This is a genomic window from Neobacillus niacini (assembly GCF_030817695.1).
Classification (GTDB): domain Bacteria; phylum Bacillota; class Bacilli; order Bacillales; family Cytobacillaceae; genus Neobacillus; species Neobacillus niacini_F.
In genome coordinates this window covers 2,222,749-2,242,545 of record NZ_JAUSZQ010000002.1, presented here as the reverse complement: position 1 = coordinate 2,242,545, position 19,797 = coordinate 2,222,749, and the positions used below count along the sequence as shown (strand labels likewise).

20 protein-coding genes are annotated in these 19,797 nt (G+C 38.4%); 2 read left to right on the top strand and 18 right to left on the bottom strand.

Features of this window, described 5'->3' with window-relative positions:
- Positions 1 to 239: 239 nt before the first annotated feature.
- From QFZ28_RS11595 to QFZ28_RS11520, 16 genes are all read right to left on the bottom strand, one after another.
- Positions 240 to 1,040: a hypothetical protein gene (locus tag QFZ28_RS11595; RefSeq protein WP_307194774.1), complete on the bottom strand. Its 801-nt coding sequence runs from the start codon at positions 1,038 to 1,040 to the stop codon at positions 240 to 242.
- On the bottom strand, positions 1,037 to 2,158 hold the full coding sequence (locus QFZ28_RS11590) for a cysteine protease StiP family protein (RefSeq protein ID WP_307194773.1): 1,122 nt from the start codon (positions 2,156 to 2,158) through the stop codon (positions 1,037 to 1,039). Before QFZ28_RS11590 ends, QFZ28_RS11595 begins: the two co-directional genes overlap by 4 nt.
- A 13-nt stretch (positions 2,159 to 2,171) precedes the next feature.
- A complete protein-coding gene (locus QFZ28_RS11585; protein WP_307194772.1) occupies positions 2,172 to 3,509 on the bottom strand; it encodes a phosphoribosyltransferase family protein in 1,338 nt (445 codons plus the stop codon).
- Complete coding sequence (locus tag QFZ28_RS11580; protein ID WP_307194771.1) at positions 3,451 to 4,647, bottom strand: HpcH/HpaI aldolase/citrate lyase family protein; 1,197 nt, start codon at positions 4,645 to 4,647, stop codon at positions 3,451 to 3,453. The genes QFZ28_RS11585 and QFZ28_RS11580 overlap by 59 nt, the downstream gene beginning before the upstream one ends.
- A 76-nt stretch (positions 4,648 to 4,723) precedes the next feature.
- Entirely contained in the window at positions 4,724 to 5,494 is a 771-nt protein-coding gene (locus tag QFZ28_RS11575) for a TerC family protein (RefSeq protein ID WP_307194770.1), read from the bottom strand.
- Between the two features lie 74 nt (positions 5,495 to 5,568).
- Positions 5,569 to 6,150: a TerD family protein gene (locus tag QFZ28_RS11570; RefSeq protein ID WP_307194769.1), complete on the bottom strand. Its 582-nt coding sequence runs from the start codon at positions 6,148 to 6,150 to the stop codon at positions 5,569 to 5,571.
- A 99-nt stretch (positions 6,151 to 6,249) separates the two neighbouring features.
- The gene (locus QFZ28_RS11565; protein ID WP_307194768.1) at positions 6,250 to 6,843 is read right to left on the bottom strand and encodes a YpjP family protein; all 594 of its coding nucleotides are present in this window, start codon (positions 6,841 to 6,843) and stop codon (positions 6,250 to 6,252) included.
- Positions 6,844 to 6,957: 114 nt separating this feature from the next.
- Positions 6,958 to 7,731: a class I SAM-dependent methyltransferase gene (locus QFZ28_RS11560; RefSeq protein WP_307194767.1), complete on the bottom strand. Its 774-nt coding sequence runs from the start codon at positions 7,729 to 7,731 to the stop codon at positions 6,958 to 6,960.
- Positions 7,732 to 7,776: 45 nt separating this feature from the next.
- Positions 7,777 to 8,211, bottom strand: coding sequence for a BrxA/BrxB family bacilliredoxin (locus QFZ28_RS11555; protein WP_179596231.1), 435 nt, complete (start codon positions 8,209 to 8,211; stop codon positions 7,777 to 7,779).
- A gap of 63 nt (positions 8,212 to 8,274) precedes the next feature.
- Positions 8,275 to 9,411: a conserved virulence factor C family protein gene (locus QFZ28_RS11550; protein ID WP_307194766.1), complete on the bottom strand. Its 1,137-nt coding sequence runs from the start codon at positions 9,409 to 9,411 to the stop codon at positions 8,275 to 8,277.
- A gap of 134 nt (positions 9,412 to 9,545) precedes the next feature.
- The gene (locus tag QFZ28_RS11545) at positions 9,546 to 11,435 is read right to left on the bottom strand and encodes an ABC-F family ATP-binding cassette domain-containing protein (protein ID WP_307194765.1); all 1,890 of its coding nucleotides are present in this window, start codon (positions 11,433 to 11,435) and stop codon (positions 9,546 to 9,548) included.
- Entirely contained in the window at positions 11,435 to 12,082 is a 648-nt protein-coding gene (locus tag QFZ28_RS11540; protein WP_307194764.1) for an HD domain-containing protein, read from the bottom strand. Before QFZ28_RS11540 ends, QFZ28_RS11545 begins: the two co-directional genes overlap by 1 nt.
- Positions 12,083 to 12,153: 71 nt before the next feature.
- On the bottom strand, positions 12,154 to 12,294 hold the full coding sequence (locus QFZ28_RS11535) for a hypothetical protein (RefSeq protein ID WP_307194763.1): 141 nt from the start codon (positions 12,292 to 12,294) through the stop codon (positions 12,154 to 12,156).
- Between the two features lie 60 nt (positions 12,295 to 12,354).
- The gene (locus QFZ28_RS11530; RefSeq protein ID WP_307194762.1) at positions 12,355 to 13,203 is read right to left on the bottom strand and encodes a DegV family protein; all 849 of its coding nucleotides are present in this window, start codon (positions 13,201 to 13,203) and stop codon (positions 12,355 to 12,357) included.
- A gap of 129 nt (positions 13,204 to 13,332) precedes the next feature.
- Positions 13,333 to 13,866, bottom strand: a complete 534-nt coding sequence (locus QFZ28_RS11525) for a hypothetical protein (protein WP_307194761.1) — start codon at positions 13,864 to 13,866, stop codon at positions 13,333 to 13,335.
- Positions 13,867 to 13,884: 18 nt separating this feature from the next.
- Complete coding sequence (locus tag QFZ28_RS11520; protein WP_373428060.1) at positions 13,885 to 15,573, bottom strand: formate--tetrahydrofolate ligase; 1,689 nt, start codon at positions 15,571 to 15,573, stop codon at positions 13,885 to 13,887.
- A gap of 191 nt (positions 15,574 to 15,764) precedes the next feature.
- Between QFZ28_RS11520 and metA the strand changes: the two genes are divergently transcribed.
- The gene (gene metA, locus QFZ28_RS11515; protein ID WP_307194759.1) at positions 15,765 to 16,673 is read left to right on the top strand and encodes a homoserine O-acetyltransferase MetA; all 909 of its coding nucleotides are present in this window, start codon (positions 15,765 to 15,767) and stop codon (positions 16,671 to 16,673) included.
- A 127-nt stretch (positions 16,674 to 16,800) separates the two neighbouring features.
- The gene (locus tag QFZ28_RS11510) at positions 16,801 to 17,013 is read left to right on the top strand and encodes a DUF3892 domain-containing protein (protein ID WP_307194758.1); all 213 of its coding nucleotides are present in this window, start codon (positions 16,801 to 16,803) and stop codon (positions 17,011 to 17,013) included.
- Between the two features lie 35 nt (positions 17,014 to 17,048).
- Here QFZ28_RS11510 and mntR read toward each other — a convergent pair whose 3' ends face one another.
- Positions 17,049 to 17,471: a transcriptional regulator MntR gene (mntR, locus tag QFZ28_RS11505; RefSeq protein ID WP_283861222.1), complete on the bottom strand. Its 423-nt coding sequence runs from the start codon at positions 17,469 to 17,471 to the stop codon at positions 17,049 to 17,051.
- A gap of 66 nt (positions 17,472 to 17,537) precedes the next feature.
- A complete protein-coding gene (locus QFZ28_RS11500) occupies positions 17,538 to 19,721 on the bottom strand; it encodes a DNA topoisomerase III (RefSeq protein ID WP_307194757.1) in 2,184 nt (727 codons plus the stop codon).
- Positions 19,722 to 19,797 lie beyond the last annotated feature (76 nt).

Here is a 19,797-nt window from a genome sequence, read left to right as displayed (position 1 = left end):
AGGTTTATATACAAGCGGCCAAGAATGGAAGATGTTAGCGAGGAATTAAGTATCATTATGGATATAATGGTCTCGAAAACCTTCGTTATGATTGATTTATTCTGGTTATGCTTACTTTTTACTCTATTTCTTTCTCCCGTTCTTGCCAGTTTTAGTATGTCTGTCTTATTTTTTTGTGGTTCTTTTGCTTTGTTTGCTTCGATTTATTTTTATTTTTTTTATCCCTATATTAAGGATAGTTAGATTTTGAGTGTTATAGCCTTTAGGAAATGCTGGAGTATTTCTTCACCAGCTGCAACTCCGAGTTGGTTTGTCAGCGTGAAATCAGCTGGTCCCTTTACTTTAAGGAGCTCTCCATGGCTTGGGACGAATCGATAGCGGCAATTTTTTAGAAAATCCCAATCTAAAACAGAATCACCTGCACCTGCCATTGCTTCCATTCCTTCTCGGTTACAAATATATTCAAGCGCCTTACCTTTGCTAATGGCAGTTGGAATAAAATAGAGTTTTCTGCCTTGAAGGCTCATTTTCCATCCATAATTGGCTGTAAGCCCGCGAATTTCTGTGAGTTCTGATGGGGTCGGAAGACAGTTTAAAACAAAGTAGAAAAATAGGTTTTCAGCCTGCTTTCTTTCCCCATCAAATGTAATTCCAGCCATTTTCAACGCTGAAAGTAACTCTTCCTCAGATGCACATCCATTTTTCAATTGAATAAGTAAATGTTCGGACCACTCTTTTAAAGGTTCCCCATTATACAAAATATGTGCTCCATTTGTGGTAATCGCGTAAGTCAATGGTATTTCTTTTTCAAAAATCACAAACCGTTTAAATTGTTCTGTTGTTCTCGTTGTAACCGGTATAAACAAACTGTGTTGGTTAACTTCTCTTAACATGGAAAAAGACGCTTCCGTCATATACCCCGCCCATTTTCCCTTTATCATTTCAACCGGCTTCAACACAAGATTCTCTGGTATTCCAAATTCTTCGATTGCTCGATTGGAATACATGATTGTACGGTCAAGATCCGATGCAGTTATCATTTATTAGTCTCCTTAACCGATTTAATTAACCCCATACACAAATAATTCATTTCAGGATATGTCACTACTTCTACTCCTTTTTCTTCAGCGAGCATAAGAATATGTCTCACATAAGGACTTGAAGGATCGCGCAAGAGAATTTTCCATGGGACTCTTCGAAGTAGAACTCGTGTCGCTTCACCAACTCCTGGTTTGATATAATTCGTGCTCCCTATTTCAAATTCAGCTTGGATGGTTTTAACATCCTGCATACCTGAAAATTCCGCATTAATTTCCTCGTTTACTCTAAGTAATGCGATTTCCTCTGCTTCTTGACTGATAGCAGAAAACTCACCAGCAATCAACTCAATATAATCATTCGAAACATCGCTTTGAAGTAGCTGACGGTAATACTTTGCTCCGTGAAAATCGTTTTTACCAATATACGTGTCATTTAATACCGTACGGCTTACTAGACCTGATACTGTCGAATTTAAACAAGCACTCGGGATGAGAAAGTCTTCTCTCGTTCCAAAAAGTGTCGTGCAATGGCCAGGGTCTGCAATGACCGCAAGTTGATTATCGAGTTTTATATGATATTTCTTTTCAAACTCTTGGCATGCCTTAGTTAATTCAAGCGATATGGCACCTTTTCCTGTCCATCCATCCACGAATTGAATGTTTCCTTCAGGGTGTTTCTTGAGGATATAGTGAAGTGCATTCTCGTCAATACCTCTGTCACGGATAATCGAGACACTATAATGAGGTAAAGATATGCCGTAGCGGAATTTAATATATCGTTTAATCAGAATTCCAACCGGCGTTCCAGCTCTCGCAAGAGAAACGAGAATGGCTTGCTTACCCTTATGGCGATAGATTTGCTCTGCCACAATACCGGTGCATTGTGCCACCTTTGTTTTATATTCATTGGCGGCACTCCAAAACAATTCCACATATTCCTTCGGCGGCTGGTATTCTATCGGCAGTGACTCACTATAATGCTGACCAGATTGAACTCTCAGTTCGCGATTCACAGTTGAGTCTTCAAGTTGAATAGTACTTAAATCCTTTAATAGAAAAAGAACATCATCCTCAGAATAGCTGCCCATTTTAGCAGGCTGATTGGTTATTATCGACATTCTTTCACCCCTATTACTCTGAGAAAAAGACGATTTTAATCGACTTTAACTGCAATTTTTCAACTTGTTTTAAGAATGGATGAAGATTTTCAGCAGATACTTCCCTTTCAAAAAAAACAAATAATTCATCATATATACCAGGAGCGATATTGTAAACGAAATGAGCCACATCCTGATCTTCTGGGTTAGGAAAACTTACACCATGTCTTGCCCCATACCCTTTGATGTTTTGAATATAAATTGGACTTCTAGTAGTAGATTGATAGAAGACATTTTCACCCATTTCGGCAGCTAATTTCATTGGGATATACATGAATTCCCCGCTCCCTAAACAAAGCGTTTTTGAACCCGTTCTACGTTGTCTTAACACATCCGCAGCGTCACTGATTTTCTGATAAAGGGCTAGGTTGTTTTTGCTTTCTATCCCAAAGCGGCCAGTTTCCTTGATATAGGGAGTCCTATTGTTAATCCCGGCAGATTCTTTTTCAAAAAAAGCAGATAATGATACCGATTCGATTGATGTTTTTATTTCTTTGTATGTATCAGGTTGTTTCTGTAGTTCTTGAAGCGTACCAATCTCGTTTACATGGACCTTACCGCTCAATAAGCTTACGACATTTATATTTATCCCAAGTGTTCTTTCTAGGTGTGTAAATTGTTGATTGTTTTCCTTAGAACGCCAATCCAAAATAGACACAACCGTATATTCTTTTCTAGGGAACTGGGAATGTATCGATTGGATAATATTGATTGCTGTTTTTCCAGTGGTCATTTCATCATCTACTAAAATAATTTCACGTTGATTATCAATCAGATCAATCGGAATATAACAGCGATGAGAGGTAGCGTGCGAATGCTCTTCTTCAAAGGTTATACAAGGTGTTAGATGATCGATTTCTTCTCTTGTTGTATGAAAATAGTCTGCTTCTTCAAAGCAATCAAAAAAAGCGTGACCAAGTGAAGTAGCCGTCTCTGCAAATCCAATCACCACCGGGCTCACCGTCTTAGGGATAAAAGAAACGCTTTGAAAATCTGTCTCTTTTTGACCAAATTCCCTGACCAGACTCTCTGTTACTTCGCAATTCAATTCTCTTATACTCTCTGCGTATCTAGCTGCAAGTAAAGCAGGTATTAAAAGACCTTTTTGCGGTTGTATCGGTAAATGTTTTCCAAGAACCTTACTAACAAACAAAAACGACCGTTTTTTATTGATTCTTGCTGCCATAGTAAACAGTTCTTCAAGAGGTAACTGAAATGGATTAGCGGTCACTTCAATGTCAACAGTAATTTTGTCAAGAATTGTATACGAATACGTCTTTTTTGATAAGGTCGATATTTGTGTATCCTTCATGCAGCACCCCGTAAAGCTGAGATTTTAAGATGGTCTTTTTTGCCCAAAACAAATGAGGCTTAATTTCATTCATCTTATTTGAGAAATCACTTTTCTTAACTCCATTTTTGCCGTTTTCTGCTTCCATAATGGAACAGGCATCGATATATTCCTCGTAAGTTACAACATTGAGGGCCTGGACAGCTTTAATATGCGTAGGATGAATAATTGTTTTTCCGGTAAGCCCGTTAGCAATATCCATTAACACTTCTCTAATTAAACCATCCATATTTTGGTCAATCAATTCGGCACGCCATTTTAAGCCTTCTTCACCATAACGTTCGCGAAAAGGAGTCTGTCTAAGCTGTGGTTTTAACATCCTTGGTTTGGAAGAAAAATACTCCCAGACTGGCCCAGAGATCACATAAGGACTCTCTGACCGTTGGAAAACATTAATAATATCTGCAATGCAATCTCGTAAAACAGCAATCTCGTAAACAGTGGTATCCACACTTCTGCGAATTCCATATAATCCGCAAAAATCAGTAGCCCCAATGCGAACATTTAATATATTTTCCTTATAGCGATCTAGAAGCTGTTTTATCGACATTAATTCTGACATTCTTGTCTCTTTATGTATTATTTTATCACTTTCAAGAATAGGCATGGCGTAAAAAGGTTTAGTGTTTGTGTGAATATTCACAACCTCAGTTAATAACTCCTCACCAGTCTCTGCATTAAATTTCGGTAAAACCACTCCCGTTAACAACTGGGTTGCATTTCCTAGTTGTTCCCTCATTCTTTTAAGCTGCTCGATGTTCCGAATCCGGATAAACATAAGAGGCAGATCATCAAATGTTAAATAATTTTTGTTAATTTCACCATATAATTTTAGCAGTTCCTCTACAAGCTGCTCTTCTGCTTTTTCAACCTCGATATCACCTACAGCATCCTCTAGGTCGATTACAAGAGAAGTTAATCCTTCATGCTTTTTTGAAAGGAGATCTTGATGAATATTTGGACGAGTTGCCGGCATGTATAGCGTTGCACCAAGTCCATAAGATAAAAGCTCCCGATTACTATACTTATTAAAGTCCTTTGGCTTTTGAAAGAATAATGCCTCAAGCTCATTTTCATAAAAATAAGTAAAATACTTCATTCTCAATTACTCCTTTAATAAAAAAGAATGGGGACTGACTTTCGTCTGTTCCCCATTTTATGTCGTACGTTAATAATTATGATTCCTTGCCAACTTCTTTCTTTTTGTTCATATAATGAACAATAAAAGTAGCTCCGAACGTAAGTAAAATAATGATAAAGAAAACTGCGTGTGGTACGTGAATACCGAAAACAGCTACAAACATTTTTGCTGCGATTAACAGAATTAAGACATACGCAGATGTTTCAAGTTCAGGAATACGGTCAATTAATTTTAAGAATACTCCGGCAACACCCCGCATCATAAGTACCCCAAGTACACCACCGAGTAATAAAACCCATACCTGTTCACTAACACCAAAAGCAGCGAGCACACTGTCAACGGAGAATGCAATATCCATTAATTCAACGGCAACAACCGTTCCCCAGAATGTTCCAAAGAGACGGATAAGCAGCCCATTTTGATTTATACCATGCGCTTCTTCCTCTTCACTTTGCCCTGCTTTACGTTTATCCATGAAATATTTAATAGATAACCACGCAAGATATCCCGCACCTAAAATCTTTACCCACCAAAGCTTAATTAAAAAGACCCCGACACCGATAGCAATAAAACGGAAAACATATGCACCTAATAATCCATAGAATAATGCTTTCTTGCGTTGTTCAGGTGGTAAGTGTTTTACCATTACGGCCAATACAAGTGCATTATCGGCTGAAAGTAATCCTTCAAGAATTACAAGGGTTCCAATAAGTCCCCATGCGACTGGGTCAGTAAGAACCTCAGCCCACATTGACCAGTTAAAAAATTGAGAATACGTATCTATAATTCCTTGCCAAACAGACATAAAAAAAATTCCTCCCGGATGTTATATGTTTTTTGTTCAAAGACCCAGCAAGTGCTGGGTCTTTATTCTAGTTGTTATCCTACTGATAATCCAAAGTCTGTAGCAAGAGCCGCTAAGCCGCCTTGGTAGCCGCTGCCAATTGCGCTAAACTTCCATTCACCGTTATGACGATATAGTTCGCCAACAACAACTGCTGTTTCAATAGAGAAATCTTCTCCTAAATCATAACGGATCAATTCCTCACCAGTTGCTTCATTGAAAATACGAGCATATGCATTAGAAACTTGACCAAAGTTTTGATTTCTTGCTTGTGCATCGTGAATTGTAATCGTGAAAGTAACTCGTTGAATGTTAGCAGGAATTGCAGTTAGATTAATGTTTACTTGCTCATCATCACCATCACCTGCGCCAGTACGGTTATCTCCATTATGTACTACTGCACCATTTGCACCTTTTGGATTATTGTAGAATACGAAATCAGTTTCGTTTGTAACCTTGCCATTTTCACCTAATAAGAAAACGGATGAATCAAGGTCGAAATCATTTCCGCCATCATATTTATTTGTATCCCAGCCTAAACCAACTACTACATTTGTTAATCCAGGATTTGTTTTCGTTAAATCAACTTTTTGTCCTTTTGATAAACTAATTGCCATTTTTTCATTCCTCCATTTTAGGTAATAGTCTATATACGAGTTTCTCTAGGAAAGGTTTCAATAATTATAATAAAATTTTTACTATTGTTTCGCAAATCATTAACTCATCCATTTTGGCGGGGTGTTTTTATCCCAATAGATAGACCCCAGCTCATGATGGCTTTGAAACCCGTCATGATAGGTGTGGTAATGAAAATTAAACCAGTAACCAGCTTGAGGCGGATTATCTCTTCTCACATGAAAACGAAGAACATCCATATTGGTTTCACTATTCTTGATGTTAAAGATTTTTTCTGATTGTCCCTTTCCTGGAGTCTCTGTAATAGCTAAATTTACTAAATCCTCGGTTGGAAATTGAGCAGCTGTTTCCTGTAAAGCCTTTTCGATATTTGGCATAATAATTTCGCGAAATTCATTTTCAATTACAGGTTTAATCCTTGTACCAAATTTTTGATAGGATTGCAGTTCTGCCTGTTTGATTAGGTCTTCGAGAAATTTTTCCTTATCTACTACTTCTTCTGTCTCAAAAAAGCTGTTTTCCTGAGCATAACCTCTTAACAAAGCAGCTTCAATTGTATCTCTCTCTGTAGGTTTCTCAGCATTGGCGTTATTTATTAGTTGAGTAGGAGTTATTAAACCAAATGTTAAAACTGAAACCAGTACTACAAACGATTTACGAATCCATTTATTCATCTACATTCCCCTTTGTACCTGGAAGAATTCCGATATTTTTTGAATCTTAACAAATATTATACTTCTTTTAAAGGCAAAATGGAAAAATCATTTCTTACAGATTGATAGAAATTATTATTTTTCTAGGTAACCAAAGTGAAATTTAGAAGTCTTTCGTCGCAAAACGTGAAAACCATATTTCTCAAATCGCTTGCTTTTATAGTGATCCTTTAACAACACTTGATTTTTCGATGCTCTCAACGCTTGCTCTATCATTTCCTCATTCAAATCATCATAAAGTGCAAGGTGACCTAACGCCTTAATCCCATCTGATTCGAGGATAGCCTCATCAAACATCGGGTCAAAATAAACACAATCGACGGAGTTATCCGGCAGAGATTTTAAATATTTAAGTGCATGACTATGTATAACCCGTATTCTAGCCATTGCCTTATTCATGCCGGAAATTTCCGAATCCCAAGTTTTCAGTCCTTCCTTGACCATGAATGCCAAATACTTTTGACCCTCGGTGCCTGTCACCATACCATCATCCCCTACTAAGTAACTTGCTACAATCGAATCTGATGCAAGACCTAGTGTACAATCGAGAAAAGTCATACCCTTGGTAAGTTGAGCTGCTTCGGCAAAGGGATCGTGTTCACCATTTGCCAGTCGCTTAATTCGAAACATCGCTGAATTTGGATGAAAGAAGAAGGGCTGATCCGCTCCCAACGAAAATAGTTCCAGCCTTTCCTTTCCGACAACGATACACTCGCTATTGGTTTCTTTTTGTAAAGTCTGAATTGATTTTTTTCTACGCGGTATGTACGGCACTGCTAATCTCTCTGCGATTTCCATTGCTTTTTCTATCATTTGCTGATTGGTTCGTCCTGCTGTGGTAACAAACATGACACTTAAAATCCTCCAAAAAAAAGGACGTCATAAGACATCCTTTTAGCAATTGGCATCAAATGCAGCCTTTAAATTATCCATAATGGATTCCATTGGCATTCCTTCAATATCATGGCGTGGGATAAAGTGAACTACTTTATTTCCCTTTAATAAAGCCATTGATGGTGATGAAGGCTCAATTCCTTCAAAATACTCACGCATTTTCGCTGTTGCTTCTTTATCTTGTCCAGCAAATACGGTTACAAGATGGTCCGGCTTTTTCTCGCTTGTTAATACAGCTTGTGTAGCAGCAGGACGAGCAAGACCAGCCGCACATCCGCAAACTGAGTTTACAACAACAAGTGTTGTTCCACTTGCATTTTCCATATAGTTTTCAACTTCTTCAGCTGTTGTAAGTTCTTGAAATCCTGTTCTTGTTAACTCCTCACGCATTGGCAAAACCATTTGTCTCATGTATTCTTCATATGCCATTGACATCATAAAAACCTCACTTTCTATATTTGCAGTGTACTATATCTGATTTACTAAGTGCAATTCCAATTAACTTTCTGTTTTGCGCGCTTCAGTCATTTGCTTCCATACAGAACCTTTAGCATCCTCGCCGCCTTCAATTCTTTCAATCGCCATCTTGATTTGCATACTGACCTCAAACTCAGGATCATTCTCGGCTGCCTTTAATGCTGGCAATGCCGTCTCATCACCCACTTCATACAAAAACATCGCAGCCCGCCAACGAACTAATTTGCTTGAATCTTGAAGTACTTTTGCCATTTCTTCACTTGCTTCTGGGAATCCAAGGTCAGATAAGCAATCACCAGCAGTCCTGCGAACAGTCACTGTCTTATCCTTTAATGCTTTATATAAATAAGGCAGAACCGCTTGGTCCTTAATCATCCCTAAATAAACGGTTGCGAGCCTGCGTATCGATGGCTTTTCATCTAATAATGCTTTTTCTAATACAGGTAAATCTTCTAGCTCAGGATCATCCATTTGCTCAAGCAGCTGATAACGAATCTGCCAATCGGGATTGTCTAATGATTCCAGAGTTACCTTTTTGCGTTCTCGAATTGGCTTTGGTTTAGCAGCGGTTTCTTTTACTCGTGCTCTGGATACTAGGTCCTCAAGCCGTTCAGCAGGATAAGCGGCAATTAATTCCTCTACGACTTCCTGACCAATTTGATCGAAATCTCCATAGCGGACGCCTTTTTGATCCCATCTACGGAGCAGTATATAATTTTCGTCTGTAAGCTGTGCCCGTTCTCTTGCTTTTAAAAAGTAATCAGGCATCCCAAATCGTTTTTCTGTGGTGCCATCTGTTAGCTTAACCTGAAGGGGAATATCCTTAAACATTTGAACTTCAACCTTGACTTCCCCAAAGTGTTCATCTATTTGCCTGGGGCTTTCCGTTGATTCCTCTGCTGTTTCCCCAAACGCCTTCCGGACTTTCGCCAGCAAATCCTTCCAGTCGTATTTCGCATTGCGTTCAACCGCTAGGAAATCTGCTACATGATAGACACCTTTAATTCCCTCAATTTGAAGGATATTTTGGATAATATCTGGTGCAGTTGCCGCAGTTTCTTTTTTATAATTATGGCTTTTCCCCATGGGCAGTTCTTCGTCTAAGATAATTTTCATTGTATTCGGGCTTGGAGTTGGTTCAATACCCTTAATTTTCATGAAGTTCACCTAATTCTTTAGTTTCTCTTTACAAGTTTAACATAAAGGTGATATTTCATTCTAGAAATTGGTCTTGGACGGTATCGCTGATATAAAATTTTTCAACTAAAAAAGTACGTCATCGACGTACTTTTTCATTCACTTTCAGCTAACTCAGCCAAATATTCCCATCTTTCAATTAGATACTCTAGCTTTTCGTTTAATTCTGCTTCTTGTTTCATTAATTCTTGGGCTTTGGTGAAATCACTGCCTGTGTTTCCCATTTCTTCGGCAACTTCTTCTAGTCGAGCTTCCGTTTTAGAAATCACTTCATCTATTTCTTCCCACTCTTTTTTCTCTTTATAGGTCATTCTTTTCTTTTTTTCTTTTTCAAGAGCTTTAGGTGGTGCAGGCGTATTAGATCCCGTCTTTTTCACTTCCACAGCTGATTCTTTTTCAAGGTACTCGCTATAATTTCCGTAGAATGAATCGATCCGGCCTTCACCACGCAAGACGAGCAGCTGGTCGACGACTTTATCAAGGAAATAACGGTCATGGGATACTGTGATTACCACGCCAGGGAATTCCTCTAAATAATCTTCCAGAACCGTCAATGTCTGAGTATCGAGGTCATTTGTAGGCTCGTCCAGTAAGAGAACATTTGGCGCGGTCATTAATAGCTTTAACAAGTATAAACGACGCTTTTCTCCCCCGGATAATTTACGAATTGGAGTTCCATGAGAAAATGGCGGGAATAAAAAGCGTTCAAGCATGAGTGCTGCTGATAAAGTTTTACCGTCAGACGTCTCAACCACTTCAGCGGTTTCTTTAATGTATTCAATCATCCGCTTGTTTTCGTCCATGTCTTCGCTTTCTTGTGTATAGTAAGCGATTTTTACGGTTTGACCCATGATGAACTCACCTTCATCAAGCGGAAGCTTTTTAGCGAGGATATTCAACAATGTTGACTTACCTGCCCCGTTTCTGCCGATAATCCCAAGCCGGTCTCCTGGTTTTACTAGTAAATTAAAGTGATTTATAATTGTTTTTTCCCCGTACCGCTTAGACGCCTCTTTGAGTTCGAATACCTGTTTTCCCAACCTGCTTCCGGTTAATGATATATCTACTTTTTCACCTGTCGGCTTCCCGCCCGAAAGCTTATCTTCTAATTCATCGAACCGCTGAATCCTAGCTTTCTGCTTGGTTGTTCTCGCTTTTGCACCGCGCCTCATCCACTCAAGCTCACGTCTAAACAGGTTTTGCTTCTTTTCAAAGGTCGCAGCCTCATTTTCCTCACGGAGTGCTTTTGCTTCTAAAAATGCTGCATAGTTTCCTTTATAGCTATAGAGGTTTCCGCCATCAAGCTCAAACATTCGGTTGGCAACCCTGTCTAAAAAATAACGGTCATGTGTAACAAGAAGGATGGAGCCGCTATATCGGCTTAAATAATCCTCCAGCCATTTTACAGAGTCAAAGTCTAGGTGGTTTGTAGGCTCATCAAGAATTAGTAAATCAGGTTCAGCAATTAGGACTTGAGCTAGCGCAACCCGTTTCTTCTGTCCCCCGGAAAGCTCACTGATTTTCTTTGTGAAATCCTCAATACCAAGTTTCATTAAAATCGACTTTGCATTTGTACTAGCATCCCATGCATTTAAGGCGTCCATCTGCTTTTGCAATTGGAAAAGATCCTCTTGAACCTTTGTATCATTAGGTGATGTATTCAAAAGCCACAGTGTTTTTTCATATTCGCGCATTAACCTAAGAATAGGTGCGTCACCGTGAAAGACCTGTTCTAGAACTGTTTTAGCTGGATCTAAGTCAGGCTGTTGGTCTAGAAATGCAATCGAGTAATCCTTGCCTGTGATAATTTTTCCATCATCCGGCTGATCCAAGCCGGCAATAATTTTTAATAGTGATGATTTTCCCGTTCCATTAATGCCAATTAAGCCGACTCGCTCTTTTTCACCGATGGTAATGGAGATGTTGTTAAATAGCTGTTTTTCTCCATACGTTTTGGTAACATTTTCTACTGTCAGCATTTTCATCAGTATTGACCTTCCCATTCTAGATAAAATTGTTCTAAAAAGTCCACCATCGTTTGGTGCCTTTTTTCTGCCATTTCTTTCGCAGTATCTGTATTTAATAAATCCTTTAACTTTAATAATTTTTCATAAAAATGATGAATGCTCGTGGATTTTCCTTTTCGGTATTCTTCAATACTCATTTCCTCGCGCACATGTATGCTGGGGTCGTAAATGGGTTGTCCCTTTTTACCGCCATATGCAAATGTTCTCGCAATGCCAATCGCACCAATGGCGTCCAACCGATCTGCGTCCTGAACAATTTTTGCTTCTATTGTTTTTAGCTCAGTTTTACTTCCACCTTTGAATGAAATAGAATCAATAATTTCCACGATAGCCTTTTGTGCATCTTCAGGTAACGAAATACTGTTTAAAAATGCATTTAGTTTGTTTTTCCCTGCCTCAGCACTGTCATTAAGCTTTTCATCAGGGATATCATGCAAAAGTGCCGCCATTTCAATAATAAATGGGTCACCGTTTTGTTCTTGTGTGCAAATATGTAATGCTGTCCGTCTGACGCGGTCAACATGGAACCAATCATGTCCTGTTGCGTCTTCACCTAATTGACTACGGACAAACGTATTAGTTTGTTCTATAATTTGATTCTTCATGTAAAACACCTTCCTTCACCCAAGTATTTTACCATGAAAAGCAAACAAAAAATAACCCCGAGAATTCGGAGTTATTTTTTGTTCGCCTGACGACCGCTCTTTTTCTGACTTTGTGACTTGGTGTTACCAATTGTATGCTCGCCGCCGAGTTCGACATCATTTTTTTCGTCTTGTTTCTCAATCTCTTCACGTGTTAAATTTTTATTTTTCATGGTGATTACCCCCTAATCTAAAATGAACTGCCATTTTAGTATGCTCACATGGGGATAAAGTTATTTCAAACCATTATGCCAGCTGATACCAAGGGTATTTTCACCTGCGTGGACTCCAATTACGGCACCTAACGGACAAGTAATAACCTTTAACTCAGGATATAATCGTTCCAAATTCACTTTCCATTCATTTGCATGATCCTGGTGTAAGCCATATAAAATATATACTTCTTTAAATTTATTTTTCTCATAAGAGGATTTAAAGTAGTCTAGAATCCTTTCCTTTGCCTTTTTATCACTTCTGACTTTTTCTTTTGTGTTAAGGGCGCCTTCTTCAATTGAAATGATGGGCTTTACGTTAAGCATGCTGCCTAAGAAAAATTGTAAACCAGACATTCTTCCGCTGCGATGAAGCTGTTCAAGGCTTCCAATTAAAACATATGTCTCGTTTGTGGTCTTTAATAATTCTAATTGATCCATAACAGAATCAATACTATTACCAGCCTCCATTAATTCCATACCTTTTTTTAATAAAGCAGTCATAGGTGCAGTTAGAATATGTGAATCAAAGGTTTTAACAGGAATATCCACAAGCTTTGCTGCCTGTTCGCTTGAAGAGACGGTACCACTAAGTTTTCCTGATAAAAGAACAGCTACAACTTGGTCATAATCCTTGGAAAGTTTTTCGTATAATTCCTGGAAAACACCTACAGCAGGCTGTGAGGTTTTTGGCGGCGCCTTAAGTTCTTTTAATCTAGCAAAAAGCTGTGCTGCTGTTAAATCAATTCCGTCAGCAAATTCCTCACCGTCTAATAAAATCGTTAATGGGATTGTATACAAATCAGGATGATTTTTTAGTTCTTCATCTAAAAATGCGGTACTGTCTGTTACCCATGCCGTTTTAACCAATGTTATCTCCCCTTAAAATTGGTATGAGGTCCTAATATCTAGTTAGAATAATCGTACCTTGAAATGGTTTTCTTGTAAATATTAATAATGATAAAAAACCGGCTATAAGTATAGCCGGTTTCAATCTATTTAACTAATTTCTCTTAGGTATGATTGTAATTGGACAATGGAAGTCATCATAAAATTGATCATTTCAACCAAATCATCCATTTGGTCCTCGCTGATCAGTCTGTCAAATTCAATTGAAATACAATTATGGATTAGTGATTTGGAAGGTGTAAGGGTTACAGATTGACTAATCTGTCTTGTTTCTCCCCAAATATCAATAAATATTTCTTGTATTTTTTTAAATTGTGCTTCATCGGTTAAACCATGATGATAAAATTGCAGCTTAATTATGCATCCCGCCTGTTTCTGTGACATAGAGTTTGGCAGTAACTCTGCTGCAAGATTAATTAATTCTGCTTTGATTTCCAATTTAGCAGTCACAATTGGTTGTTGAGTTGAGGATTGTTGAAAGTGAATATCAAAAATTCGGGACATTTTCGCCATATTCACGATGTCATTTCGATCCGTAATAATAATTTCTCCCGCTAAATCTAAATCATATAACGCCCCTTCAATGACTACTTTCATATTATCAAAAGCCGTAGGATCAAACATTCAACTCACCTCATATAATTAGAACAGCCCTAATGCCTTGCCCGTTTCGTCCACATCCATATTCAGTGCTGCAGGTTTTTTCGGTAACCCCGGCATGGTCATAACCTCTCCGGTTAAGGCAACAATGAATCCAGCACCGATTGATGGTTTGAACTCTCTTACATTGACGATAAAGTCCGTCGGTCTACCTAATTTTGTTGGATCATCGGTCAAGGAATACTGAGATTTTGCCATGCAAATTGCTAAATGAGACCAGCCGAATTTCTCAAAGTCTAATAGCTGCTTTTTCGCTTTCGTAGAGAATTCTACGTCTTTTCCGCCATATACTTTTTGAACAATCGTTCTCACTTTGGTTTCTAGGGAATCTGATACGTCATATAAGTGTTGAAAGTTATTTTCTTCTTTTTCGATTACAGATAACAATGTTTTTGCAAGCTCAACTCCGCCGGCTCCGCCTTTTTCCCAGACCTCGGTTAACGCAACATGAACACCCTCACGCTTACACCATTCTAGTAACGTCTGAACTTCCAGTTCTGTATCCGTAATAAATTTATTGATAGCCACCACTACTGGTAACCCAAATGCTTTGATTGTCTCGATATGTTTTTGTAGATTTGCAAAGCCCAACGTTAAGGAAGCGACGTTTTCCTTAGCCAAATCCGATTTCGCTACTCCGCCATGCATTTTTAATGCTCGGATGGTTGCAACGATTACAACTGCTTCTGGTTTAATATCAGCACTTCTGGTTTTAATATGTAAAAACTTTTCTGCTCCCAAATCAGCACCAAATCCGCCTTCTGTAATGACAAAGTCAGCCAGCTTGGCTGCAGCACGGGTAGCAATCACACTATTACAGCCATGCGCAATATTGGCAAAAGGCCCGCCATGCACGAGTGCAGGAGTGTGTTCAATCGTTTGGACGAGATTTGGCTTAACCGCGTCCTTAAGCAATAAAGTAAGCGCACCTTCAACCCCAAGATCACCAACTGTAACAGGTTCCTTATTAACATTATAAGCAACAACCATTCGGGCTAACCGCAATTTTAAATCCTTCAAATCTGAAGCTAAGCAGAGAACGGCCATAATTTCTGAGGCAACTGTAATATCAAAGCCATCTTCTCGAGGAACTCCTTGCAGAGGTCCGCCAAGGCCGATAATAACTTTTCTTAGTGCACGATCATTTAAGTCAACCGCGCGTTTCCAGACAATCCGCCTCTGATCAATTTTAAGGTCATTACCTTGCTGGATATGATTATCCAGTAATGCGGCTAGGGCATTATTTGCGGTAGTAATCGCGTGCAAATCCCCTGTAAAATGCAAATTAATATCTTCCATGGGTAAAACCTGTGAATACCCTCCGCCGGTAGCACCGCCTTTTATTCCCATAGTAGGACCCAATGATGGTTCGCGCATCGCAATAATCGCTTTCTTACCAATGCGTTTGAAGGCGTCGCCAAGGCCAACTGTTACCGTCGATTTTCCTTCGCCAGCAGGTGTTGGATTAATAGAGGTAACAAGGATAATTTTCCCACTTTTATTTGTTTCAATATTCCTAAGCGCTTCATAAGAGATTTTTGCTTTGTATTTGCCGTATAATTCGAGGTCATCATCCTTTAAACCAATTGACTCAGCAATATCTACAATTGGCCTCATGGTCGATTCTTGTGCAATTTCAATGTCGGACTTAAATGATGTTTTCATTTGCAAAAATGATCCCTCGCATTCACATAGAATTTATAACCTTTTTTATTGTATCAAATCGCAGATTTATTTCGTGTATTATTTGTCACAAAACTTTATTCTTTTCTGAATCTAATATAATGTTTATAATGTTATAGACCAAATATTTTAAAAATACTTTATACTTAACAAAATTAGAAATAAAGGGGGAGTGCACCTTGCCTATTAACATTCCAAAGCTGCTGCCTGCACGAGAAATACTTGAACATGAGAATATTTTTGTTATGGACGACGAACGGGCAATCAGCCAGGATATCCGTCCATTAAAACTTCTTATTCTCAATTTAATGCCTGAAAAAGAAAAGGCAGAGACGCAGCTATTAAGGCTATTGGGAAACAGCCCGCTGCAAGTAAACGTCAAATTTTTAAAAACGAATTCCTATGAATCTACACACACAAGCAAGCAGCACCTAGAACAATTCTATACCACTTTTTCAGAGGTCAAAAATCAAAAATATGATGGCATGATTATTACAGGTGCGCCTGTTGAACTGATGGAGTTTGAGCAAGTAAAGTATTGGCAAGAACTCACAGAAATTATGGACTGGACTAAAACCAATGTCACCTCTACCCTGCATATTTGCTGGGGAGCACAGGCCGCATTATTTTATCATTATGGGATTGATAAATTTGAACTATCTCGTAAATGTTCAGGTATCTATGAGCACCAGATTTTCGAGCAGAATGATTTTCTCCTGCGTGGTTTTGATGATCAATTTTATGCTCCCCATTCTCGGTATACAGATGTATCAATTGCTGAAATCCATGAAAACCCTGAATTAACGTTATTAGCCGCATCTGAGGAAGCCGGTGCCCTGCTTATTGCCTCACGTGACCGGAAGCATGTGATGATAACAGGACATTTGGAATACGAATCTGATTCCTTAGCACAGGAATATAATCGTGATATTAGCAGAGGGCTGCAAATTCATATCCCGGAAAATTACTTTCCAAACAATGATCCAACAAAACCGCCTATTAATCGCTGGCGTTCTCATGGACACTTATTCTTTTCAAACTGGCTCAACTATTACGTCTATCAAGAAACACCTTTTAATTGGGAATAAGGAAAGAAGCATCGGACAGATGCTTCTTTTTTACGTTTTTTTATGTAATACGTTGTTAAATTAATATCCCTCCTCGTTTATTTTTCGTAAATTATAGAAAGAATATCGAGCAAAGGGGGGAAACGTTGTGGAAACAGTAGTAGGCCTGCATCGAAACCATTTTGGAGATATTATTAGTTTTGTTACATCCGGAGGTCGGGTCATCTCCTATCAAAAAGCGTTAATGGAAGCAGCAAACGGCGTTATCCAAGGCGTCCAGACAATCGAAGATTACGATGGAAAACTCATACTAAGTCCTGAGCAGGATCAATCCTTTGATCATTATCCTAATTTATTCTAAAAAAGCACCTGGGGATTCCCAAGTGCTTTTTACATTTATTCGGCTTCGTTTTGTTTTTGTATTTCTTTTAATGCTTCTATTCTTGATTCATCTTCTTGAAAAAATTGAACGAGGTCAACGATTCTTTCAATTGAATCCCAGCTTAAGTGGTGCTCAATTCCTTCAACATCTTTATATATATTTTCATCTTTTACTCCGATGATTTTTAGAAATTGTTCAAGCAGATCGTGTCTAAATACGAGGCGCTTGCCAATCTTATTCCCTTTAGTTGTTAAGCTGAAGCCTCTGTATTTTTCATAGACAAGGTATTCATCTTTGTCTAGCTTTTGAACCATTTTTGTAACTGAGGAGGGATGTACAGATAATGCCTCTGCAATATCTGAAACTCGGGCGTATCCTTTTTCTTCAATTAACATATAAATTTGCTCTATATAATCTTCCATACTCGGTGTTGGCATCCCGTACCTCCAAAAAAATTACTCTCTTAAAAGTTTACTATAGAAAAAAAATAGTGACAAGTTGATTTATGACTTTGTCACAGTTTTCGAATTCTGTTCCTCAAATAGAAACTTAACCCTTTTCTCCTGTTCATCTATATAAAGACTTGCATTAAAAGTTTTATCCTTATTTGTAAAGCCTTCAATCAATTCTGTTTTGCCTTCCGTTAAAAGAAGTTTAACATTCTTTTGGGTAATGTTTTTTCCAAGAATTTTTTTTGATATTGTGAAATTACATTGGTTTTTTTGATAGTTCGAGCACCCGTAAAAGCTCCCTTTATCAACAATAGAACCATCACATTTTTTACATTTGCCCAGTTTTGTGCCGCCTTTACCCTTTGTCATCTTTTTACTAGGGGTGAAATTTTCGCGCACATCTTCTGAGAAAAACCAATTAGCAGAATGTCCTACCCCTGATGAGATTAGGTGGGAGACCATTTTATTCGTCTGTTCCATGAAATTCTTGGGAGAAGCTGACCCCTCTGATATTTCTTTTAATTTTTGCTCCCATTTTGCTGTCATTTTCGGGGATGCAAGAATTTCCTGTCCAATCGCTTCTATCAATATCCTAGCTTTCGCTGTCGCATAAACAAGGTTCTTGGTTACATCGATATATTTTCTGTCCTTTAACATGGTGATAATTCCGGCTCTTGTAGCTTCTGTGCCTAAGCCTTCCGTTTTGGACAAGATTTTCTCCATTTCCTTGTCTTCGATATGCTTACCTGCCGTTTTCATTAACGTAATTAACTGGCCTTCGGTATAGCGTTTGGGCGGCTGGGTCTGGCTTTCTTTTACATCAACCTTAACCGTTCGGCCTTGTTCTCCTTTTGCTAGTTGTGGAAGAGCAGGTTCATCCTCTTTTTCCTTTTGGTTGATTACTTTGCGCCAGCCTTCTTCGATTTGAACCTTACCTTTTGATTGAAAAACTGCCCGCCCAGCTACTAAAGTAGTTACCGTTGTATATTCGGCAATGGCTTTTGGATAATGAGCCGCTATTAAACTCGTAACAATAAGGTCGTAAAGTTTTCTTTCATCGGGATCAAGCCGGTCTACATTTGGAATTTGTTCAGTAGGAATAATCGCATAGTGGTCCGTAACTTTTTTCTCATTAACATACCGCTTGTTATCGGCAATCGATTCAATAGGCAGTGGAAAAAATTTATCGTATCCATTAATATGACTTAATTTAGTTAGAATTTCTGGAAAAGTGGCCGCTTCTTCTTTTGTTACATACCGCGAGTCAGATCGAGGATATGAAACATTCCCTTTTTGGTAGAGTTTTTGCAGCACATCTAATGTCTTCTTTGGTGAAAACTTAAATCGTTTATTCGCTTCCGCCTGAAGAGCAGATAGATTATAAAGTAATGGCGGCAAAAACTCTTTTCTTTCCGATTGTACATCTGATACTTCTGCAGGTTTATCCCTACAAAACGCCGCAACCTTCTCAGCCATTTCTTTTGTTTTTACTCGGGTTTCTCCATCATTCTGCCATTTTCCGCTATACTTCTTGCCATCTATGTTAAAATGGGCAATTACTTCCCAGAAGGGTTCAGATTTAAAATTCTCAATCTCTAATTCCCTTTTTACAATAAGAGCCAAGGTGGGTGTCTGTACCCTGCCCACAGAAAACACATCAGAAAAGCCTTGCTTTTGCAAAAGTAAACTATAGAGTCTTGAGGCATTCATTCCAACTACCCAATCTGCACATGCTCGGGTGTACGCTTCATAATATAGATTTCTAGTATAGTCTTCATCCAATAATTTATTAAAACCTTCGCGAATGGAATTAGGTGTTAAAGAGGAAATCCATAATCGTTTCATAGGCTTTTTACAGCCTGTAATCCGAAGAATATTACGGATAATTAATTCACCCTCACGCCCGGCGTCTCCCGCATGAATAATTTCTGTTACCGCAGGATTGTTTACTAGCTTTTGGATTACGGAAAATTGTTTGATTTTATCCTTTGTCACTTCATATTGGAACTGGGCAGGTATCATTGGCAGATTATCCAACGACCATTTCTTCCAACCTGGCTCATAAGCTTCTGGGTTCACCAACTGACATAAATGTCCAATAGCCCACGTGACATAGGCACCATTAGTAAAAGTTTCGTTTGGAAATATCTCAATAAAACCATTTTGTTTTTTATTTTTAAATATAGAAGCCAATGTCGAACCTTGGTCTGGCTTTTCTGCAATAATTAATTTCATTATGATTGCTCCTTTTGATAAAGCATCCAAAAATACATTTTCCCACTTCATTTGTCTTTTTGTAAAGGATAAAAAA

Excerpts from the sequence above, each read along its gene's own strand:
- QFZ28_RS11545 (WP_307194765.1), bottom strand. The coding sequence starts at position 11,435 with ATGAAAATGCTGACAGTAGAAAATGTTACCAAAACGTATGGAGAAAAA.
- QFZ28_RS11580 (WP_307194771.1), bottom strand. The coding sequence starts at position 4,647 with ATGAAGTATTTTACTTATTTTTATGAAAATGAGCTTGAGGCATTATTC.
- QFZ28_RS11555 (WP_179596231.1), bottom strand. The coding sequence starts at position 8,211 with ATGTCAATGGCATATGAAGAATACATGAGACAAATGGTTTTGCCAATG.
- mntR (WP_283861222.1), bottom strand. The coding sequence starts at position 17,471 with ATGCCAACACCGAGTATGGAAGATTATATAGAGCAAATTTATATGTTA.
- QFZ28_RS11525 (WP_307194761.1), bottom strand. The coding sequence starts at position 13,866 with ATGTTTGATCCTACGGCTTTTGATAATATGAAAGTAGTCATTGAAGGG.
- QFZ28_RS11565 (WP_307194768.1), bottom strand. The coding sequence starts at position 6,843 with ATGAATAAATGGATTCGTAAATCGTTTGTAGTACTGGTTTCAGTTTTA.
- QFZ28_RS11550 (WP_307194766.1), bottom strand. The coding sequence starts at position 9,411 with ATGAAAATTAAGGGTATTGAACCAACTCCAAGCCCGAATACAATGAAA.
- QFZ28_RS11585 (WP_307194772.1), bottom strand. The coding sequence starts at position 3,509 with ATGAAGGATACACAAATATCGACCTTATCAAAAAAGACGTATTCGTAT.
- QFZ28_RS11535 (WP_307194763.1), bottom strand. The coding sequence starts at position 12,294 with ATGAAAAATAAAAATTTAACACGTGAAGAGATTGAGAAACAAGACGAA.
- QFZ28_RS11540 (WP_307194764.1), bottom strand. The coding sequence starts at position 12,082 with ATGAAGAATCAAATTATAGAACAAACTAATACGTTTGTCCGTAGTCAA.
- QFZ28_RS11570 (WP_307194769.1), bottom strand. The coding sequence starts at position 6,150 with ATGGCAATTAGTTTATCAAAAGGACAAAAAGTTGATTTAACGAAAACA.
- QFZ28_RS11575 (WP_307194770.1), bottom strand. The coding sequence starts at position 5,494 with ATGTCTGTTTGGCAAGGAATTATAGATACGTATTCTCAATTTTTTAAC.
- QFZ28_RS11560 (WP_307194767.1), bottom strand. The coding sequence starts at position 7,731 with ATGTTTGTTACCACAGCAGGACGAACCAATCAGCAAATGATAGAAAAA.
- QFZ28_RS11590 (WP_307194773.1), bottom strand. The coding sequence starts at position 2,158 with ATGTCGATAATAACCAATCAGCCTGCTAAAATGGGCAGCTATTCTGAG.
- QFZ28_RS11595 (WP_307194774.1), bottom strand. The coding sequence starts at position 1,040 with ATGATAACTGCATCGGATCTTGACCGTACAATCATGTATTCCAATCGA.
- QFZ28_RS11500 (WP_307194757.1), bottom strand. The coding sequence starts at position 19,721 with ATGAAATTAATTATTGCAGAAAAGCCAGACCAAGGTTCGACATTGGCT.